The organism is Streptomyces sp. NPDC048516, assembly GCF_043199875.1.
Lineage (GTDB): Bacteria > Actinomycetota > Actinomycetes > Streptomycetales > Streptomycetaceae > Streptomyces.
Genome location: NZ_JBICWS010000003.1, coordinates 101,014 through 119,580, shown reverse-complemented (window position 1 = coordinate 119,580; position 18,567 = coordinate 101,014). Strand labels below are relative to the sequence as shown.

At 70.3% G+C, this 18,567-nt stretch carries 14 protein-coding genes; 11 read left to right on the top strand and 3 right to left on the bottom strand.

Annotated elements, in window-relative coordinates:
- Positions 1 to 199: 199 nt before the first annotated feature.
- Positions 200 to 1,156 (bottom strand): hypothetical protein, encoded by a 957-nt coding sequence (locus ACGFR7_RS07790; protein WP_393314498.1) that lies wholly within the window; start codon positions 1,154 to 1,156, stop codon positions 200 to 202.
- A gap of 150 nt (positions 1,157 to 1,306) precedes the next feature.
- Here ACGFR7_RS07790 and ACGFR7_RS07785 point away from each other — a divergent pair, with 150 nt between their 5' ends.
- Positions 1,307 to 4,006 (top strand): valine--tRNA ligase, encoded by a 2,700-nt coding sequence (locus ACGFR7_RS07785; protein WP_393314495.1) that lies wholly within the window; start codon positions 1,307 to 1,309, stop codon positions 4,004 to 4,006.
- On the opposite strand, the gene ACGFR7_RS07780 is transcribed toward ACGFR7_RS07785, so the two are convergent.
- Positions 3,972 to 5,186, bottom strand: coding sequence for a hypothetical protein (locus ACGFR7_RS07780; RefSeq protein WP_393314492.1), 1,215 nt, complete (start codon positions 5,184 to 5,186; stop codon positions 3,972 to 3,974). The genes ACGFR7_RS07785 and ACGFR7_RS07780 overlap by 35 nt on opposite strands.
- Before the next feature lie 252 nt (positions 5,187 to 5,438).
- Here ACGFR7_RS07780 and ACGFR7_RS07775 point away from each other — a divergent pair, with 252 nt between their 5' ends.
- The 9 genes from ACGFR7_RS07775 (at position 5,439) to rodA (ending at position 16,129) form a co-directional block, all read left to right on the top strand.
- A complete protein-coding gene (locus ACGFR7_RS07775; protein WP_393314489.1) occupies positions 5,439 to 6,893 on the top strand; it encodes a peptidoglycan D,D-transpeptidase FtsI family protein in 1,455 nt (484 codons plus the stop codon).
- Positions 6,894 to 7,097: 204 nt separating this feature from the next.
- Positions 7,098 to 8,612, top strand: coding sequence for a bifunctional folylpolyglutamate synthase/dihydrofolate synthase (locus ACGFR7_RS07770; protein ID WP_393314486.1), 1,515 nt, complete (start codon positions 7,098 to 7,100; stop codon positions 8,610 to 8,612).
- Positions 8,613 to 8,614: 2 nt separating this feature from the next.
- On the top strand, positions 8,615 to 8,968 hold the full coding sequence (locus ACGFR7_RS07765) for a DUF4233 domain-containing protein (RefSeq protein ID WP_393314483.1): 354 nt from the start codon (positions 8,615 to 8,617) through the stop codon (positions 8,966 to 8,968).
- Between the two features lie 124 nt (positions 8,969 to 9,092).
- Positions 9,093 to 9,506 carry a nucleoside-diphosphate kinase gene (ndk, locus tag ACGFR7_RS07760; protein ID WP_088797646.1) on the top strand — a complete coding sequence of 138 codons (414 nt, stop codon included), beginning with the start codon at positions 9,093 to 9,095 and terminating at the stop codon, positions 9,504 to 9,506.
- 294 nt (positions 9,507 to 9,800) lie between these two features.
- On the top strand, positions 9,801 to 10,820 hold the full coding sequence (locus tag ACGFR7_RS07755; RefSeq protein WP_003985182.1) for a rod shape-determining protein: 1,020 nt from the start codon (positions 9,801 to 9,803) through the stop codon (positions 10,818 to 10,820).
- 243 nt (positions 10,821 to 11,063) lie between these two features.
- Positions 11,064 to 11,996, top strand: coding sequence for a rod shape-determining protein MreC (gene mreC / locus ACGFR7_RS07750; RefSeq protein ID WP_393314480.1), 933 nt, complete (start codon positions 11,064 to 11,066; stop codon positions 11,994 to 11,996).
- 3 nt (positions 11,997 to 11,999) lie between these two features.
- A complete protein-coding gene (gene mreD / locus ACGFR7_RS07745; RefSeq protein ID WP_393314478.1) occupies positions 12,000 to 12,719 on the top strand; it encodes a rod shape-determining protein MreD in 720 nt (239 codons plus the stop codon).
- 48 nt (positions 12,720 to 12,767) lie between these two features.
- Positions 12,768 to 14,918: a penicillin-binding protein 2 gene (gene mrdA / locus ACGFR7_RS07740; protein ID WP_393314475.1), complete on the top strand. Its 2,151-nt coding sequence runs from the start codon at positions 12,768 to 12,770 to the stop codon at positions 14,916 to 14,918.
- A gap of 29 nt (positions 14,919 to 14,947) precedes the next feature.
- A complete protein-coding gene (rodA, locus tag ACGFR7_RS07735) occupies positions 14,948 to 16,129 on the top strand; it encodes a rod shape-determining protein RodA (protein WP_393315341.1) in 1,182 nt (393 codons plus the stop codon).
- A 45-nt stretch (positions 16,130 to 16,174) separates the two neighbouring features.
- Here the strand turns inward: rodA and ACGFR7_RS07730 are convergent, their stop codons facing one another.
- Positions 16,175 to 16,615 (bottom strand): ATP-binding protein, encoded by a 441-nt coding sequence (locus ACGFR7_RS07730; RefSeq protein WP_393314472.1) that lies wholly within the window; start codon positions 16,613 to 16,615, stop codon positions 16,175 to 16,177.
- A gap of 210 nt (positions 16,616 to 16,825) precedes the next feature.
- Between ACGFR7_RS07730 and ACGFR7_RS07725 the strand changes: the two genes are divergently transcribed.
- Entirely contained in the window at positions 16,826 to 18,430 is a 1,605-nt protein-coding gene (locus ACGFR7_RS07725; protein WP_393314469.1) for a CHAD domain-containing protein, read from the top strand.
- Positions 18,431 to 18,567 lie beyond the last annotated feature (137 nt).

The following is an 18,567-nucleotide window of genomic DNA, read 5'->3' as shown; positions in this document are numbered from 1 at the left end:
ATCCCCCCTGTATTGGAAATGTCGTGAGTCGGTCGACGATCAAGCTAGCAGCTCGTGTACTCCGTACGCGGCGTCCGTGAGGCTCTGGTCAACGTTCCGCCGGACCTTCCGGTGGGGCGGCCGAGGGACAAGCGGAAGGCGCTCGACGAGCGTTCCTCGTCGAGCGCCTCGGTGCCTCGGCGGGCCGCACCGGCCGGGGCTACTTCTCCTTGCGGACCTCATTGCGGATCTTGGCGGTCTTCCCGGAAAGCTCCTCCGCGCCGGGCGCCGTGGTGGTGGTGCCACCGGTGGGGGACGGCGCGGCCGCGGCCTGGACGACGCCGATGGCGCTGCTGTCGCCCCAGACGCAGGTGGAGAGGTTGACGGGCACGCTCACACCGCCCTGCGAGAGCGTGATCTTCTGGGTCCTGCACTTCATCACGGACCCGTCGAAGTCACTCGGCGAGTACGCGGTGGTCGGAGTGACGTCCTCGATCTTGGCGCCCTTGCTCTCGAAGGTCTTCTTCTGACCCTCGTCCACCTTGGCGAACACCTGGCCCACGGCTCCGCTCGGGTCGGCGACGTTGCCGTACACGCCGCTGACCGTCAGCTGCAGCCCGCCGCCGCTCTTGTAGCTGGAGCTGACGCCCTTGGCGTTCGTGATGCCCATCGCCTTGGCTTCCTTGTCGTTGGTGAAGTCCTCGGCGCCCCCCGACCTGCCGGGTTGCTTCACCTTCTCGAACTGCCCGCTCAGCAGCCTGTCCGGCAACGAGATCGTGTACGGCTTCACATCCCCGCCCGACCCGAACGCGAAGTAGGCCCCCACGCCGATCGCCGCGACGACCGCGACCGCGCCGGCGATCAGGCCGATCTTCTTGCCGTTGCCACCGCTCTCCGGAGCGCCCTGCGGGATCGTGCCGTAGGGGGTCTGCTGGCCGCCGTACGGAGCCTGCTGGCCGTAACCGGGCTGCTGGCCGCCCTGCTGGGGGTAGCCGTAGCCCTGCTGAGGGGCCTGCTGCGGGTAGCCGTATCCCTGTTGCTGACCCGGGACCTGGCCGCCCTGCTGCGGGTAGCCGTAGCCCGGCTGCGGGGCCGGCGGCTGCTGCGGCTGGCCGTACGGGCCGGGCTGCTGGGGCTGCTGGCCGTACGGGCCGGGAGGCGGCTGGTTGAAGCTCATGGAGCGGTTCCCCTCGTGACAACTGAAGCCAGTTGAGTGCTGCGTGATGTTTATGCGCTTCCGACATCCTGTACGACGCCGCTGACAGCCGGTGCCCCGGGGGCGAAACCGATTCGAAGCTGCGACATCCGCGCCCGTACACTGTGCGTCGTGACCGAGAACCCTCAGCAGAGCAACCACAGCGCCCCCGAACTGCCGACTCAGTACACGCCGGCCGATGTGGAGGGGCCGCTGTACGAGCGCTGGGTAGAGCGGGGTTACTTCGAGGCGGACGAGAAGAGCGAGAAGCCGCCGTACACCATCGTCATCCCGCCGCCGAACGTCACCGGCTCCCTGCACCTGGGGCACGCCTTCGAGCACACGCTGATCGACGCCCTCACGCGCCGCAAGCGCATGCAGGGTTACGAGACCCTGTGGCAGCCGGGCATGGACCACGCCGGTATCGCCACCCAGAACGTCGTCGAACGCGAGCTCGCCAAGGAGGGCGCCTCCCGGCACGACCTGGGCCGTGAGGCGTTCGTCGAGCGGGTCTGGCAGTGGAAGAACGAGTCCGGCGGCCAGATCTCCGGCCAGATGCGGCGCCTGGGCGACGGCGTCGCCTGGTCGCGCGAGCGCTTCACCATGGACGAGGGCCTGTCCAAGGCCGTCCAGACGATCTTCAAGCGGCTCTACGACGACGAGTTGATCTACCGCGCCGAGCGCATCATCAACTGGTGCCCGCGCTGCCTGACCGCGATCTCGGACATCGAGGTCGAGTACCAGGACGACGACGGCGAGCTGGTCTCGATCCGGTACGGCGATGTGGAAGGGGCGGAGCAGAGCGACGCCACCGAGGGCGGTGGCGGGCGACGGGCGGGCGCCTCCATCGTCGTGGCGACGACGCGGGCCGAGACGATGCTCGGCGACACCGCGGTCGCCGTCCACCCGGATGACGAGCGTTACGCCCATCTCATCGGCACCGAGATCGAGTTGCCGCTGACCGGCCGCCGGATCCCGGTCGTCGCCGACGAGCACGTCGACCCGGAGTTCGGCACCGGCGCGGTCAAGGTCACCCCGGCGCACGACCCCAACGACTTCGAGATCGGGCGCCGGCACGACCTGCCCAACCTCGCCGTCCTCGACGAGCGCGGCGTCATCACGGCGCACGGCCCCTTCCAGGGCCTGGACCGCTTCGAGGCCCGGTCCGCGATCGTCGGCGCGCTGCGCGCCGAGGGCCGGATCGTCTCCGAGAAGCGCCCGTACACCCACTCCGTCGGCCACTGCTCGCGCTGCAAGACCACCATCGAGCCGCGGCTGTCCATGCAGTGGTGGGTCAAGGTCGGTCCGCTGGCGAAGGCCGCGGGCGACGCGGTCCGCGAGGACAAGGTCAAGATCCACCCCAAGGAGATGGAGTCCCGCTACTTCGGCTGGGTCGACAACCTCCACGACTGGTGCATCTCGCGGCAGCTGTGGTGGGGCCACCGGATCCCCGTCTGGTACGGCCCGAACGGCGAGGTCGTCTGCGTCGGACCGGACGACGAGGCGCCCACCGGCGAGGGCTGGACCCAGGACACCGACGTCCTGGACACGTGGTTCTCCTCCGCGCTGTGGCCGTTCTCCACGCTCGGCTGGCCCGAGCAGACCCCGAGCGTCGAGAAGTTCTACCCGAACGCCGTCCTGGTCACCGGCTACGACATCCTCTTCTTCTGGGTCGCCCGGATGATGATGTTCGGGCTGTACGCGATGGACGGCACCCCGCCGTTCCACACCATCGCGCTGCACGGCATGGTCCGCGACCAGTTCGGCAAGAAGATGTCCAAGTCCTTCGGGAACGCGGTCAATCCGCTGGACTGGATGGACTCCTACGGCTCCGACGCCGTCCGGTTCACCCTCGCCCGCGGCGCCAACCCCGGTGTCGACGTCCCGATCGGCGAGGACTGGGTCCAGGGCTCCCGGAACTTCGCCAACAAGATCTGGAACGCCACCCGCTTCGCGCTGATGAACGGTGCGACGGTGGAGGGCGAACTCCCGCCCGCCGAGCAGCTGTCGGCGACCGACCGGTGGATCCTGTCCCGGCTGAACTCGGTCGTCGCCGAGGTCGACGCGCACTACGACGACTACCAGTTCGCGAAGCTGTCGGACACCCTCTTCCACTTCGCCTGGGACGAGGTCTTCGACTGGTACGTCGAGCTGTCCAAGACCACGTTCATGGCGGGCGGCCCGGCCGCCGACGCCTCGCGCCGGGTGCTGGGCGAGGTCCTGGACGTCACGCTGCGGCTGCTGCACCCGATCGTCCCGTTCGTCACCGAGACCCTGTGGACGACGCTGACCGGCGGTGAGTCGGTCGTGATCGCCGACTGGCCGAAGGCCGTGGTCGTCGCCGGGGCCGACACCCCGGGCGGCTTCCGGGACGAGGCGGCCGAGCGGGAGATCGAGACCGTCCAGCAGGTGGTGACCGAGGTCCGCCGCTTCCGCTCCGACCAGGGGCTGCAGCCCGGCCAGAAGGTCCCGGCGCAGCTGGAGCTGTCCGGTACGGCGCTGGCCGCGCACGAGGCCGCGATGCGCTCGCTGCTGCGGCTGCAGCCGGCCGGTGAGGGCTTCAGCGCCACCGCTTCGCTGCCGGTCGCGGGTGCGACGGTCGCGCTGGACCTGTCCGGCGCGATCGACGTCGAGGCCGAGCGCAAGCGGCTGACGAAGGACCTGGGCGCCGCCGAGAAGGAGAAGGCGCAGGCCACCGCCAAGCTCGGCAACGAGGCGTTCCTCGCCAAGGCGCCGGAGAAGGTCGTGGACAAGATCCGCGGCCGGCTGGAGGCCGCGGAGGCGGACATCGTCCGGATCACCGCGCAGCTGGCGGCCCTGCCCCAGGCGTAGTCGAGGGTCCCGGCCACGGTCCGGGACCCGGGCGGCCCTCGGGACCGTCGTGCGCAGGCCCCTCGTCCGTACGGGCGGGGGGCCTGCGCCGTCCCGGCTCCCGCCGCCCCCGTTCGCGCACCGGCCAGAGCAGGACATAAGCCGTCGAGACGGTCACGAACGCCAGGCGGATCAGGCCCCGGGCGGCATCGTCGGGGACGGCGAAGACACTGCCGTAGAGGATCAGCAGCGCCAGCCAGCTCCACCAGGGGACCAGCCGGCGCTGGCCGATGACGTCCCACAGCAGGGTGCCGAGCAGTACCGACGCGGTGTAGTACGTGTAGACGCTGGGGTCGAGGACGATGCGGGCGTTGGCGCCGAGCAGCACCACCGCCGCCCAGCGCCCCCGCCAGACGGCTATCGAGCCCAGCGTCAGGCCGAGCGCGGCCTGGGCGGGGCGGTCCCAGCCCGGGGTCTCGGGGTCACCGACGCCCAGCCAGCGCAGCGCGGACGCCGGATGGTTGGGGATGGCGAACTTCGCCGCGGCGAAGGACTGCGAGTCGCCGAGGAAGAACGGCAGCCACGCGAGGGCGACCAGGCCGGCGCACCACACCCCGGCGCGCAGCCACTTCTCCCTCGGCAGGGCGAGCAGCAGGGGAAGGAAGGCCAGCGCGGTGGGCTTGGAATCCATCGCCAGGGCCAGGCAGGCGCCGGTGAGTGCGGCGTTGCCCCGGGTGAGGGCGCGTACCGCGAGGGCGGTGAAGAACAGCGCGAGGACGTCGTCGAGATGCCCGAAGCGGACCGCGACCTCGGTCCACATGGGGATGAAGGCCAGCCCGGCGATCAGTACGCGCTGGCGCAGCCGTTGGTGGTTGGTGCCGGTGCCCAGGAAGTGGTGGGCGGCGCTTCGGCCCGCCAGCACCACGATGACCAGGCCGAGCAGCGACATCAGCGCGGCGGCCAGGAACTGCCCGGTGGCCTCGGGGAAGGGGTTGAACAGGCCGGCCGTCAGAAAGCTGAGCGGGCCCATCTGGAGCTCGGGGTGGTGCGCGTAGAGGTTCAGCCCGCCGGAGCCGTCGCCCGCGTCGCCCTGGTAGATCAGTTCGCCGCCGGTGCGCAGATAGTGCCAGGAGAAGCCGCCGTGCGGTTCGACGACGACGAACCACAGCACCGCCCAGGCGGTGAGCAGTATCAAATGCATCCGCTGACTGATTGCCGGCACCCGTCCTCAGCTCCAGCCTTCCCGCGCGCTGCGTTGTGATGATCTTGATCAGGGGGCGTGGACAGCCCGCCGTCGAAGAGGGCGAAAGGCGGTGGAAAGTTGTCCCGGACGGCTGATCCGGCCGTTCTCATGGCGCTCTCATAAAGCCCGGGCACGGTGGACCGGAATGCCGGATGCCGGATGCCGGAATGCCGGCACCAACGCCCGTCCACCACCGAGGAGCCGCGCCCCATGAACAAGCCCCTGCGCCGGGCCTCGATCTTCTGCCTGTCCCTCATCGTCGCGCTGATGGGCTGGGCCACCTGGATCCAGGGCGCAAAGGCCGGCGAGTACAAGGAGGACCCGCACAATCCGCGGGTGGCGATCGGGAAGTACGCGGCGCCGCTGGGCAACATCCTCGTCGGCGGGGAGCCCGTGACCGGCTCAGCGGCCACCTCCTCCACGCTCAAGTACAAGCGGACCTACCAGGACGGCCGCCTCTACGCCCCGGTCACCGGCTTCACCTCGCAGATCTTCGGCCACAACCAGCTGGAGAGCCTTTACGGCGACGTCCTCGACGGCTCCGACAGCCGGCTGCAGAGCCCCGCCGACGCGCTGACCCGCACCCGGGCGAAGGGCGGCGACGTGGCCACCACCATCGACCCCGCGGTGCAGAAGGCCGGCTACCGGGCGCTGGACGGCAAGAAGGGCGCCGCCGTCGCCATGGACCCGGCCACGGGGCGGATCCTGGGCATGGTCAGCACCCCCTCGTACGACCCGGGGAAGTTCGCGGGGTCCGACGGGGCCGACCAGAAGGCCTGGAAGCAGATGTCCGCCGACCCGGACCACCCCGAGGTCAACCGGGCGCTGCGGCAGCCGCTGCCGCCCGGCTCCACCTTCAAGCTGGTGGTCGCCGCGGCCGCGCTGGAGAACGGTCTGTACTCCTCGGTGGACGAGCCCACGCACAGCCCCGACCCGTACACCCTCCCGCACACCCGCACCAAGCTCACCAACGAGAACCGGGCCGCACCCTGCAAGAACGCGGACATCCGCACCGCGCTCCAGTACTCCTGCAACACCGTCTTCGCGAAGATGGCCGTCGACCTGGGCAAGGACAAGGTGAAGGCGCAGGCCGAGAAGTTCGGCTTCAACGACGAGAAGGTGGACACGCCGGTGCGGGCCGGCAAGAGCGTCTACCCCTCCGACATGGACGAGGCACAGACCGCGCTGTCCGGGATCGGCCAGTTCGACGACCAGGCGACCCCGCTGCAGATGGCGATGGTCTCCTCGGCCCTCGCGAACGGCGGCGAGCTCAAGAAGCCGCAGATGGTCGACAAGCTGACCGACGGCGGCGGCAACAACGTCCAGGACTTCGGGCCGGCGACGTACGGCGACGGGCAGGCCGTGTCGGCGCACACGGCCCGGCAGCTGAAGTCGGCGATGCAGACGGTCGTGGACAAGGGCACCGGGTCCGGCGCGAAGATCGGCCAACTGACCGTCGGCGGCAAGACGGGCACCGCTCAGCACGGCGTCGACAACAGCGGTACGCCCTACGCCTGGTTCGTCTCCTACGCCGAGGACGGCAAGGGACACCGGGTGGCGGTGGCCGTGATGGTCGAGGACGGGCATGCCGCCCGCAACGAGGTCTCCGGCAACGGGCTGGCGGCGCCGGCCGCGCGGGCCATGATGAAGGCGGCGCTGGCGTAGGCGGCACGGGCGCAGGCGGCACGGGCGGCAGGCGGCGCTGATGCAGGCGAGGGGTGGGCTCCGGCGTACGGGTGCGGGTCCGGGGCCGGAGTACGGGCGGTGGCCGGGGCCGGCCGGGCCGGCCCCGGCCCCCTCAGGCGGCGCGGTACCGGGGAGGGGCAGCGCAGCGCACCGCTGTCACACGTGCCTCGTAGACTGGTCGGCGTGAGCGAGCGCCCCCAGAACGACGACCCCGACCCGAACGAAGCCTTCGACGAACTGGTCGAGGCGGAGACCGACCGTGACCCGGATCTTGCGGTGATCGAGGCCGGCAGCCGGACCCTGCGCGCCCAGGCCGGGCCGCCGCAGGGGGACGGGATCCCTGCCCGCCCGGCCGACCCCGAGGTCGACCGTGCGCTGCGCGCCGTCGAGGACGAGCTGGCCGGCCGCTGGGGCGAGACCAAGCTCGACCCGTCGGTACAGCGCATCGCGGCGCTGCTGGACATCCTCGGCGAACCCCAGCGCGCCTATCCGTCCATCCACATCACCGGCACCAACGGCAAGACCAGCACCGCCCGCATGATCGAGGCCCTGCTGTCCGCCTTCGACCTGCGCACCGGCCGCTACACCAGCCCGCACGTCCAGTCGATCACCGAGCGGATCAGCCTGGACGCCGCCCCGATCTCCGCCGAGCGCTTCATCGAGACCTACCGGGACATCGCCCCGTACGTGGAGATGGTCGACTCCCAGCAGGAGTACCGCCTGTCGTTCTTCGAGGTGCTGACGGCCATGGCGTACGCCGCCTTCGCCGACAGCCCCGTGGACGTCGCGGTCGTCGAGGTCGGCATGGGCGGCACCTGGGACGCGACGAACGTCATCGACGGCGATGTCGCCGTGGTCACCCCGATCTCGCTGGACCACACCGACCGGCTGGGGGAGACGCCCGAGCAGATCGCCGGCGAGAAGTCCGGGATCATCAAGAAGGACGCCACGGTCGTGCTGGCCCAGCAGCCGGTGGACGCGGCGTCGGTGATGCTCAAGCGCGCGGTCGAGGTGGATGCCACGGTCGCCCGTGAGGGCATGGAGTTCGGCGTGCTCAGCCGCGAGGTCGCGGTGGGTGGTCAGATGCTGACCCTGCGCGGGCTGGGCGGCGAGTACCCCGAGATCTTCCTGCCGCTGTACGGCGCCCACCAGGCGCACAACGCCGCGGTGGCGCTCGCCGCGGTCGAGGCGTTCTTCGGCGTGGGCTCGGACCACGCCCGCACCCTGGACATCGACACCATCCGCTCCGCGTTCGCCGCCGTCAGCTCGCCCGGCCGGATGGAGGTCGTACGGCGCAGCCCGACGGTCGTGCTGGACGCGGCGCACAACCCCGCGGGTGCGCGGGCGGCGGCCGAGGCGGTCACCGAGGCGTTCGGGTTCAGCCGGCTGGTGGGCGTCGTCGGGGCCAGCGGGGACAAGGACGTACGCGGCTTCCTGGAGGCATTCGAGCCGATCTTCGCCGAGGTCGTGGTGACACGTAATTCCAGCCATCGTGCGATGGACCCCGATGAGCTGGCGGCCGTCGCCGTCGAGGTCTTCGGGGCCGAGCGGGTCCAGGTCGAGCCGCGGCTCGACGACGCGCTGGAGGCGGCGATCACCCTCGCCGAGGAAGAGGGCGAGTTCTCCGGAGCGGGTGTGCTGGTGACCGGCTCGGTGATCACGGTCGGCGAGGCCCGGCTGCTGATGGGAAGGGGCTGACCATGCGCACCCTGTGTGCGAGCACCCTGATAGGTGAATTCTTCGTGATCGGCTTCGCGGGCCTGGTCGCGATGCAGATGACCGACCTGCCGGCGGCCACGGTCTGGACGGTCAGCGGTATCGGGATGCTGCTGAGCCTCCTGCTGTGCGGGATGCTGAGCCGCCCCGGGGGCGTCCAGCTCGGATGGGCGCTGCAGCTCGCCCTGATCGCCGGCGGTTTCGTGGTCCCGACGATGTTCTTCCTGGGCGTGGTCTTCGCGGCCCTGTGGTGGGCGTCGGTCCACTTCGGCCGCAAGATCGATGAGGCCAAGGCCCGTTGGGCCGCGCAGGCCGAGGCGCCGGGCGAGCCGGCCTAGGGGGTGTCTCCGGCGTCGCCCCGGGCCCCGTACAAGAGGCCGGGGGCGGGGCCGCCCGAGGCCGGGTCACCCATGTAGCCTCAGTTCACCCGCTGACCATTGTTCATATCCAGGGAGTTCCTCCGTGAGCCAGCGCACCCTCGTCCTCCTCAAGCCCGACGCCGTCCAGCGCGGTCTGATCGGCGAGATTCTCGGCCGTATCGAGAAAAAGGCCGGCTGGACGATCAGCGCGCTGGAGCTGCGCAGCCTGGACCGTGCGCTTCTGGAGCAGCACTACGCCGAGCACGTCGGCAAGCCGTTCTACGAGCCTCTGGTCGCCTTCATGTCCTCCGGACCGGTGGTCTCGATGGTCGTCGAGGGCGAGCGGGTGATCGAGGGCGTACGGACGCTCGCCGGTCCGACTGACCCGATTGCCGCGCCGGGTGGGTCCATTCGTGGGGACTTCGGAACGATCACCCGAGAGAATCTGATCCATGCGTCGGATTCCGAAGAGTCCGCAGAGCGTGAAATCAAGATTTTCTTCCCCGGGATTTCCTGACGGGTCGTCAGCTTTACACCCCTCGTGACCAGGGGCGACCGAAAAAAACATCGGTCGCCCTTTGGTGTATACGACACGATCGGGGGAACGCATCATCGCGACACGACGTCACCATTAAGGGGGGCGGGTGCCTGTACGGCTGACAATGGCGAAACAGCCTCCCGACGTGTTCGAGTGGGCGCACTACGAACTACGATGGAGGCTTCCGCGCCGCACAGCGCATCACCTCCCGCCGACCTCCAGTAAGCATTCGCTCCAGTTGGGAAGGCCAGACGTATCCTCATGGGGAACAACATGTCGTTCATCGGCCGTGACATGGCTGTCGACCTCGGGACCGCCAACACGCTGGTGTACGTCAGGGGCCGCGGCATCGTCCTCAACGAGCCGTCGGTCGTGGCCATCAACACCAACACCGGCGGGATTCTCGCGGTGGGTGCTGAGGCGAAGAAGATGATCGGGCGCACGCCCGGCAACATCGTCGCCGTAAGGCCCCTGAAAGACGGCGTGATCGCCGATTTCGAGATCACCGAGCGGATGCTCCGCTACTTCATCCTCAAGATCCACAAGCGGCGCTATCTGGCCCGCCCGCGGGTCGTCGTGTGTGTCCCCTCCGGCATCACCGGAGTGGAGCGCCGCGCGGTCATCGAGGCCTCGACCCAGGCCGGCGCGCGCCAGGTCCACATCATCGAGGAGCCGATGGCCGCCGCGATCGGGTCCGGCCTGCCGGTCCACGAGGCCACGGGCAACATGGTCGTGGACATCGGCGGCGGTACGACCGAGGTCGCGGTCATCTCGCTCGGCGGCATCGTCACCGCGCAGTCCATCCGGGTGGCCGGTGACGAACTCGACAACGCGATCATCCAGCACATCAAGAAGGAGTACAGCCTTCTGCTGGGCGAGCGCACCGCCGAGAGCATCAAGATCACCATCGGTTCGGCGTACGACCTCGAACAGGACGAGCACACCGAGATCCGCGGCCGTGACCTGGTCTCCGGCCTGCCGAAGACCGTCGTCATCTCGGCCGCCGAGGTCCGCAAGGCCATCGAGGAGCCGGTCAACTCCATCGTCGACGCGGTCAAGACGACGCTCGACAAGTGCCCGCCGGAGCTGTCCGGTGACGTCATGGACCGCGGCATCGTGCTCACCGGAGGCGGCGCCCTGCTCCGCGGCCTCGACGAGCGGCTGCGCCGTGAGACCGGTATGCCCATCCACATCGCCGAGGACCCGCTCGACTCCGTCGCGCTCGGTTCCGGCAAGTGCGTCGAGGAGTTCGAGGCGCTCCAGCAGGTCCTCGACTCCCAGCCGCGCAGGTAGCACGGCCCGGGTCCCGGTCCGTCCCGCGGCCGCCGAACGGCGTCCGCGGCGGTCGGGACCCCTGGCGGCCGCGGCCGGTCCGCCCGGCGGGTCGCTGATATACAGGCACAACATCCCGACAGACACGGTGCACTGACGCTTCATCATCCGGCACCGTCACACAGGCACAACGCTCAACTCCCGAACGAGACCGGCGGGGCCCGCAGCCGGCCGGTCCTACGAGGAAGGACACGGCCGCCGCACGTGAGGGACACACGAGAGAGCCGGCTGCTGCTGGTGCTGCTGGTCGCGATCGCGTTCGCGCTGATCACGGTCGATATCCGCGGCGGCGAACAGTCCCCGCTCGATGGTGCCCGGCAAGCCGCCGCCTCCGCCTTCGGCCCGGTCGAAGGCGGCGTGGCCCGCGTCGTCAATCCGGTCGGCAACGCCATCGGTGCCGTGCGGGACTCCGGCCGCCGGCACAACCGGATCAGTACCCTGGAGCACGAGAACGAGGCGCTGAAGGCCAAGCTCGGCTCCTCCGACCGCAACCGCAGCCGCGCCGCCGAGCTCGACAAGATCCTCAAGACCGCCGGCACCGGCCAGTACGGCATCAAGGGCGCCCAGGTCATCGCCATCGGGTCGGCCCAGGGCTTCTCCTGGACCGTCACCATCGACGCCGGCCGCCGGGACGGCATCGCCCGCGACATGACCGTGCTCAACGGTGACGGTCTGGTCGGCCGGGTCACCACCGTCGGCGCCGACACCTCCACCGTCCTGCTGGCCGCCGACCCCGACTTCACCGTCGGCACCCGTATGGAGAAGACCAACGAGATCGGCTTCGCCAACGGGCAGGGCGTCGGCTCGCTGCGCGTTCAGCTTCTCAACGGCAAGGCCAACATCAAGCGGGGCGACCGCCTGGTCACCTTCGGCTCCAGCAGGGACAAGCCGTTCGTGCCCGGGGTGCCCGTCGGCAAGGTCGTCAAGGTCGAGCCGTCCAACGGCGATCTGACGCGTAACCTCCAGGTCCGGCCCTTCGTCTCGTTCTCCCAGCTCGACATCGTCGGCGTGGTCGTCGCACCGCCCCGCCAGGACCCGCGCGACACCGTCCTGCCGCCTGCGCCCGCGAAGCCCAAGCCGACGCCGACGGTCACCGTCACGGCCACCCCCTCCGCGAGCGCTTCTCCCAGGAGCTGACCGATGCGCATCAACCGGATCCTGCTCTCGGCCCCGCTGGTGGTCGTCGCCCTCGTCATCCAGGTCACCATTCTCGCCAGACTCCAGCTTCCCGGTGCGGTACCGGATCTGCTGCTGCTCGTCGTGGTCGGCCTCGCGCTGGTCTACGGCCATGTCGGCGGCGCACTGGTCGGCTTCTTCGCCGGGCTGCTGGCCGACCTCGCCCCGCCGTCCGACCACGCCATCGGCCGCTATGCGCTGGTGCTCTGCGTCATCGGCTATGCCGCGGGCCTGACCAAGCCGGACTCGGGCCGGCACCGCTCGGCGACGCTCCCGCTGCTCGTCGTCCTCGGTGCCGCCGTCGGCTCGACGCTGATGTACGCCGGCGTCGGCTCGCTGGTCGGTGACACCGCCGCCCGCCACGTCGGCATCATCGGACTGCTGCTCAGCGCCACCCTCTACGACCTGCTGCTGGCTCCCTTCACGGTTCCCGTGGTGATGGCGCTGGCGCGGAAGGCCGAGGGAGATCTGCTGGCCGGCGAGGGTTCCGGCGCTCAGAGCGGCGGGGCCGGCGGCCGCGATGCGGGATACGGCTGGCTCACCACCGGTACGGGACTCAAGGCCAGCCGCGGCGCCATGAAATCCCTGCGCACGGGCACGGGCATCGGCAGCCAGCGCGGCAGCCTGCTCGGCAAGTCGGCCCGCGACAAGGCGGGCCGCATCAAGGGGGTCAAGCGACTGTGACGCCCTGTCTCCTTCCGATCACCACCCCTCGTGGAGGCGCTGCGCGCCATGAGTAATCTCCCGGAAACCCGGACCTCCCGGGTCAGCGTCCGGCTCATCGCGATCCAGATCCTGGTCTTCTCCCTGCTGCTCACCCTCGGCGGCCGGCTCTGGTATCTGCAGATCCGCAACGGCCAGGAGTACGCCACCGAGGCGAAGAACAACCACGTCCAGCAGGTCATCGAGCCCGCCACCCGCGGCTCGATCCTCGATGCGCGCGGAGTGCCGCTGGCCGACAACCAGACCCGCCTGGTCGTCTCCGCGAGCCGTACCGAGCTGCTGAAGATGAAGGACGACGGCAAGGCCGTGCTCGGCCGGCTGGCCAAGGTGCTCGGGATGTCCGAGAAGGAGATCCGCAACAAGGTCCGGCTGTGCGACGCCAAGACCCCGCAGCCCTGCTGGAACGGTTCGCCGTACCAGCCGATCCCGATCACCGACGAGGCCACCACCCAGCAGGCCCTCCAGATCCGTGAACGCTCCGAGGCGTTCCCCGGCATCAGCGCCGAACCCACCGCCGTGCGCCGCTATGCCGAGCCCGGCAACGCCAACACCGCCCAGGTGCTCGGCTACCTCTCGCCGGTGACCGACGAGGAGATCAACAAGGCCAAGAACACCAGCTCGCCGTTCCTGCGCTCCGACCAGATCGGCCGGTCCGGTCTGGAGCGTACGTACGACCGCTACCTGCGGGGCAAGGCCGCGGTCACCCGCTATGAGGTCGACAACCTCGGCCGGGTCATCGGCCAGGCCAAGAGCGAGAAGGGCCAGGGCGGCGCGAGCGTCGTCACCAGCATCGACGCACGCGTGCAGGCCATAGCGGAGAAGCAGCTCGAACAGGCCATGAAGGACGCCCGCAAGGTGCACGACAAGAACACCGGCACCAACTACAAGGCCGACTCGGGCGCCGTGGTCGTGATGGAGGCCAAGACCGGCCGGGTGGTGGCGATGGCCTCCAACCCCAGCTACGACCCCAACGCCTGGGTCGGCGGCATCTCCGGCAAGGACTACGCCCACCTCACCGGCAAGGACTCCAACTACCCGCTGCTGAACCGCGCCATCCAGGGACAGGCGGCCCCCGGCTCGATCTTCAAGGTCATCTCGACCTCGGCCGCGATCAACGCGGGCTATGACTTCAACGGCCACTACCCCTGCACCAGCTCGTACAGCATCGGCGGCCAGGTCTTCAAGAACTTCGAGGGCGAGGGTCACGGCGACATCAGCCTGGGCCGGGCGCTGGAGGTCTCCTGCGACACCGTCTTCTACCGCCTCTCGCACGACGAGTGGAAGAAGGACGGCGGGGACAAGCCCAAGAAGGACCCCAACGACTGGTTCTACAAGACCGCCCACCAGTTCGGTCTCGGCAAGGAGACCGGCATCGACCTGCCCAACGAGGTCACCGGCCGGGTCCCCGACCGCAAGTGGAAGAACGACTTCTGGAAGGCCAACAAGGCCGGCTGGTGCAAGCAGGCCAAGGCCTGGCCCAAGAAGAAGGACTTCGGCACCAAGCTCGCCCGTGAGGGCTGCCTCGAAGGCATGAAGCTGCACGCCTACGACTCCATCAACTACGCCATCGGGCAGGGCGACACCCTCGTCACACCGATCCAGATGGCGACCATCTACGGCGCGATCGCCAACGGCGGCACGCTCTACAACCCGACCGTCGGCAAGGCCGTCGTCAGCCCCGACGGCAAGAACGTGCAGCAGATCAAGCCCACGCCGCACGGCAAGCTGCCGGACAGCCCCAAGACGCTCCGGCAGATCGATTCCGCGCTGGCGGGTGTGGCCACCCGCGGTACCGCCGCCTGGCGTTTCCAGGGCTGGCCGCAGGACAAGATTCCGATGCACGCCAAGACCGGTACCGCCGAGGTCTACGGGAAGCAGACCACCTCGTGGTTCGCGACGTACACCAAGGACTACACGATCGTCATGACGATCGCCCAGGGTGGTACCGGCTCCGGTGCCTCCGGTCCGGCCGTACGCAACATCTACAACGCCCTGTACGGAGTCGACGAGAAGGGGGGCATCAACCCGAAGGCCGCCCTGCTGCCGAAGCCCCAGGGCTCGCTCCCCAAGATCGAGGGTGACGGGACCATCGAGGCTCAGCCCATCAAGCCGTATGTCCTGCCGTCGCCGTCGCCGTCCGCATCGGAGAGCCCACAGTGACGACCAGTCCTACTTCCCGGGCGTTCTCGATCCGGCGCTACACCCCCGAGCTCGGCACCTGGGGCAAGCTGACGGCGCGTGATTCGGTGCTGCGCAAACTGGACTGGATACTGCTGCTGTCCTGTCTGGTGCTGTCGCTGATGGGGTCGCTGCTGGTCTTCTCCGCCACCCGCAACCGCACCGAGCTCAACCACGGCGACGAGTACTACTACTTCCTGCACCATCTGCTGAATCTCGGTATCGGCCTGGCGCTGGCCGCCGGCACGATCTGGCTCGGGCACCGCACCCTCCGCGGCGCGGTACCGATCCTCTACGGCCTGTCGGTCGTGCTGGCGCTGCTGGTCCTGACGCCGCTGGGCGCCACCATCAACGGTTCGCGTTCCTGGCTGGCGATCCCCGGCGGCTTCTCGCTCCAGCCCGCCGAGTTCGCGAAGATCACCATCACGCTCGGCATGGCGATGATCCTGGCGTCCCGGGTCGACGCGGGGGACCGCCCGCACCCCGGCCACCGCACCGTCGTCCAGGCCCTCGGCCTGGCGGCCGTCCCCGTCGCCGTGATCATGCTGATGCCCGACCTCGGCTCGGTCATGGTGCTCGGCGCCGTCATCCTGGGCGTACTGCTCTCCTCCGGCGCCTCCAACCGCTGGATCCTCGGGCTCGTCGGCACCGGCGTCGTGGGCTGTGTCGCCATCTGGCAGCTCGGTCTGCTGGACGCCTATCAGATCGCCCGCTTCGCCGCGTTCGCCAACCCGAGCCTCGATCCGGCCGGCGTCGGCTACAACACCAACCAGGCCCGGATCGCGATCGGCGGCGGCGGACTGACCGGCTCCGGGCTCTTCCACGGCAGCCAGACCACCGGCCAGTTCGTCCCCGAACAGCAGACGGACTTCATCTTCACCGTCGCCGGTGAGGAGCTGGGTTTCCTGGGGGCGGGCCTGATCATCGTGCTGCTCGGCGTCGTCCTGTGGCGTGCCTGCCGGATCGCGCGCGAGTCCACCGAGCTCTACGGCACGATCGTCGCCGCGGGGATCATCGCGTGGTTCGCCTTCCAGGCCTTCGAGAACGTCGGGATGACCCTCGGCATCATGCCCGTCACCGGTCTCCCCCTGCCGTTCGTCTCCTACGGTGGCACCTCCATGTTCGCCGTCTGGATCGCGATCGGGCTGCTCCAGTCGATCCGCGTACAGCGCCCCCTGTCGGCCTCGCGCTGACGCCTTCTCCCCGCTCGGGGCACAGCTCCCCGCTCGGGGTACAGCTCATGGCTTGAGGTGCAGCTCGAACCACAGTGAGGTGGGCCGAGGCAGGTCCTCGGGCGGTGTCGTGCCCCAGTCGTCGGCGAGGCTCCCGGTCAGCAGGAGCCCGTAATCGTCCGGCTGCCGGCCGGGCGCCGGCCGTGGAATCCGGGCCGGTGCCCGGTCGTGCACGCTGATCCGCAGTCCGTGTCCGGCGGTCAGCATCCGCAGCAGGATGTCCGCCGTCCGCGGCGTGTGCAGATGAGCGCGGGTCACCGCCTCCGAGGTGAGTAGCACGGCGGTGTCGAGGAGCGGGCAGAGCGGGGTACGCCGCAGCACGGCGCGGACGAAATCGCGGGCGGCCTTGGGGGCGGTGGGTGTGCTCGGTGCGGTGAGAACGTACGGGCGGGCGCCTGCCGAGACGCGGACGCGTGTCCGGGTGACGGGCGCGGTTGCGGGGCGCACGGGTGTCTCCCTCCCCTGGGGGCGAGTGAGCGGCGATCGGGTGGCACGCTTGATTCGCACTCTGCGTACTCGATTCGTCACACAGAGTAACGCAGGTCGTGTGGTCGGCGCTACCCGCCGCCGCGGATTGCGCTGCCGTGGATCCCGCGGCGGGCAGCTCCTTGGTGCGGGTGGGTGGCCCCCGCCGGGGCGGGTGGCTAGCCTCGATGCATGGCGGACACCGTGCGGGAAGTCGAACGGAAGTATGAGGTGGACGGCGGTGTGCAGCTGCCCGACCTGACCGGCGTCGGCGGGGTCGCCACCGTGGCGGAATCGGGCGTCGAGAACCTTGACGCCCGCTATTACGACACTCCTGACCAGCGCCTCGCCGCCGACGCCATCACGCTGCGCAGACGCACCGGCGGCAGGGATGCGGGCTGGCACCTGAAGCTGCCGGTCGCGCCGGGCGTCCGCGACGAAGTGCGCGCGCCGCTGTCCGCTACGCCGCCCGAGGAACTGACCGCGCTCGTCCGGTCACGGGTGCTGGAGGGGGAGCTGGTTCCCCTGGTCCGGCTGCGGACGCGGCGGACGGTCCGGGTACTGCGGGATGCCGCGGGGACACCGCTCGCGGAGCTGGCGGTGGACGAGGTGCACGCACAGCGGGCGGGGAGGTCCGCCAAGGGCAAAGCGGGCACGGCCGGGGCCCGCTGGCGCGAGATCGAGGTGGAGCTGATCGGGGGCGGGGACAGCACGTTGCTGGACGAGGTCGGCCGGGCACTGGTCGCGGCCGGGGCGCGCCCCGCCTCGTCGGAGTCGAAGCTGGCGCGGGCACTCGCCGAGACGGGCCTGGAGCACGCGCGCCCCGCGCGCCCCGGCGCGGAACCGCGAACGTCCCGCCCCAAAGGCTCCGGCAAGCACGGAGGCAAGGCCATGGCCGGGAAGAAGAAGGAACCCACTGCCGGAGACGTGGTGCTCCGGTATGTCCGCGAGCAGGTACGGGTGATCATCGAGCTGGACCCGGCGGTACGGCGCGACCTGCCCGATGCGGTACACCGGATGAGGGTCGCCACCCGCCGGCTGCGCAGCGCCTTCCGCTCGTACACGAAGGTGCTCGACCGCGGCGCCACCCGGCCCATCGGCCTGGAGCTGAAGTGGCTGGCGGCGGAGCTGGGGGTGGACCGGGACCGGGAGGTGCTGACCGCGCGGCTGCAGGAGGCGCTGGCCGAGGTGCCCGGCACGCTGCGGCTCGGCCCGGTGGCCGCCCGGCTGCGCATCTGGTCCGAGCGGCGCCGGACCGGCGCGCGCAGCGAAGTGCTCTCCGTATTGGACGGTCCCCGCTATCTGGCGCTGCTGAAGACCCTGCACGCCCTCCTGGAGGCGCCGCCGCTGCGCCCGGCCGCGGACAGGCCGGCGTCCGAGGTGGCGGCCGGGGCCGTGCGGAAGGACTACCGGCGGCTGGCCCGCCGGGTGGAGGCCGCGCTGGCGGCCCCGGCCGGGCAGACGCGGGACGAGGCGCTGCACTCCGCGCGCAAGGCCGCCAAGCGGACGCGGTACTCGGCGGAGGCCGCCCGTCCGGCGCTCGGCCCGCCGGCGAAGAAGTTCGCCCGGCGGATCAAACGGGTGCAGCAGCTGCTGGGCGATCACCAGGACAGCGTGGTGGCGCGCGGCGCGCTGCGTGAGCTGGCCACCCAGGCGCAGCAGGCCGGTGAGGGCGGCTTCACGTTCGGCCTGCTCTACGGGCGGGAGGAGGCCAGGGCGGCGGACCGGGAAAGGGAGCTGCCCCGCCGGTGGCAGAAGGCCTCACGGCGCAAGCACCGGGCCGCCCTCCGGCCGTGACCGCACGACTGCCGCCGGCCCCCAGGCACGACTGCCGCCGGCCCCAGGCATGACTGCCGCCCGCCCCCCCCAGGCACGACGGCCGCCCCCCGCCGCACGACGGCCCCCCGGCCGTCTGGTGCATGCCTGCTCCGCGG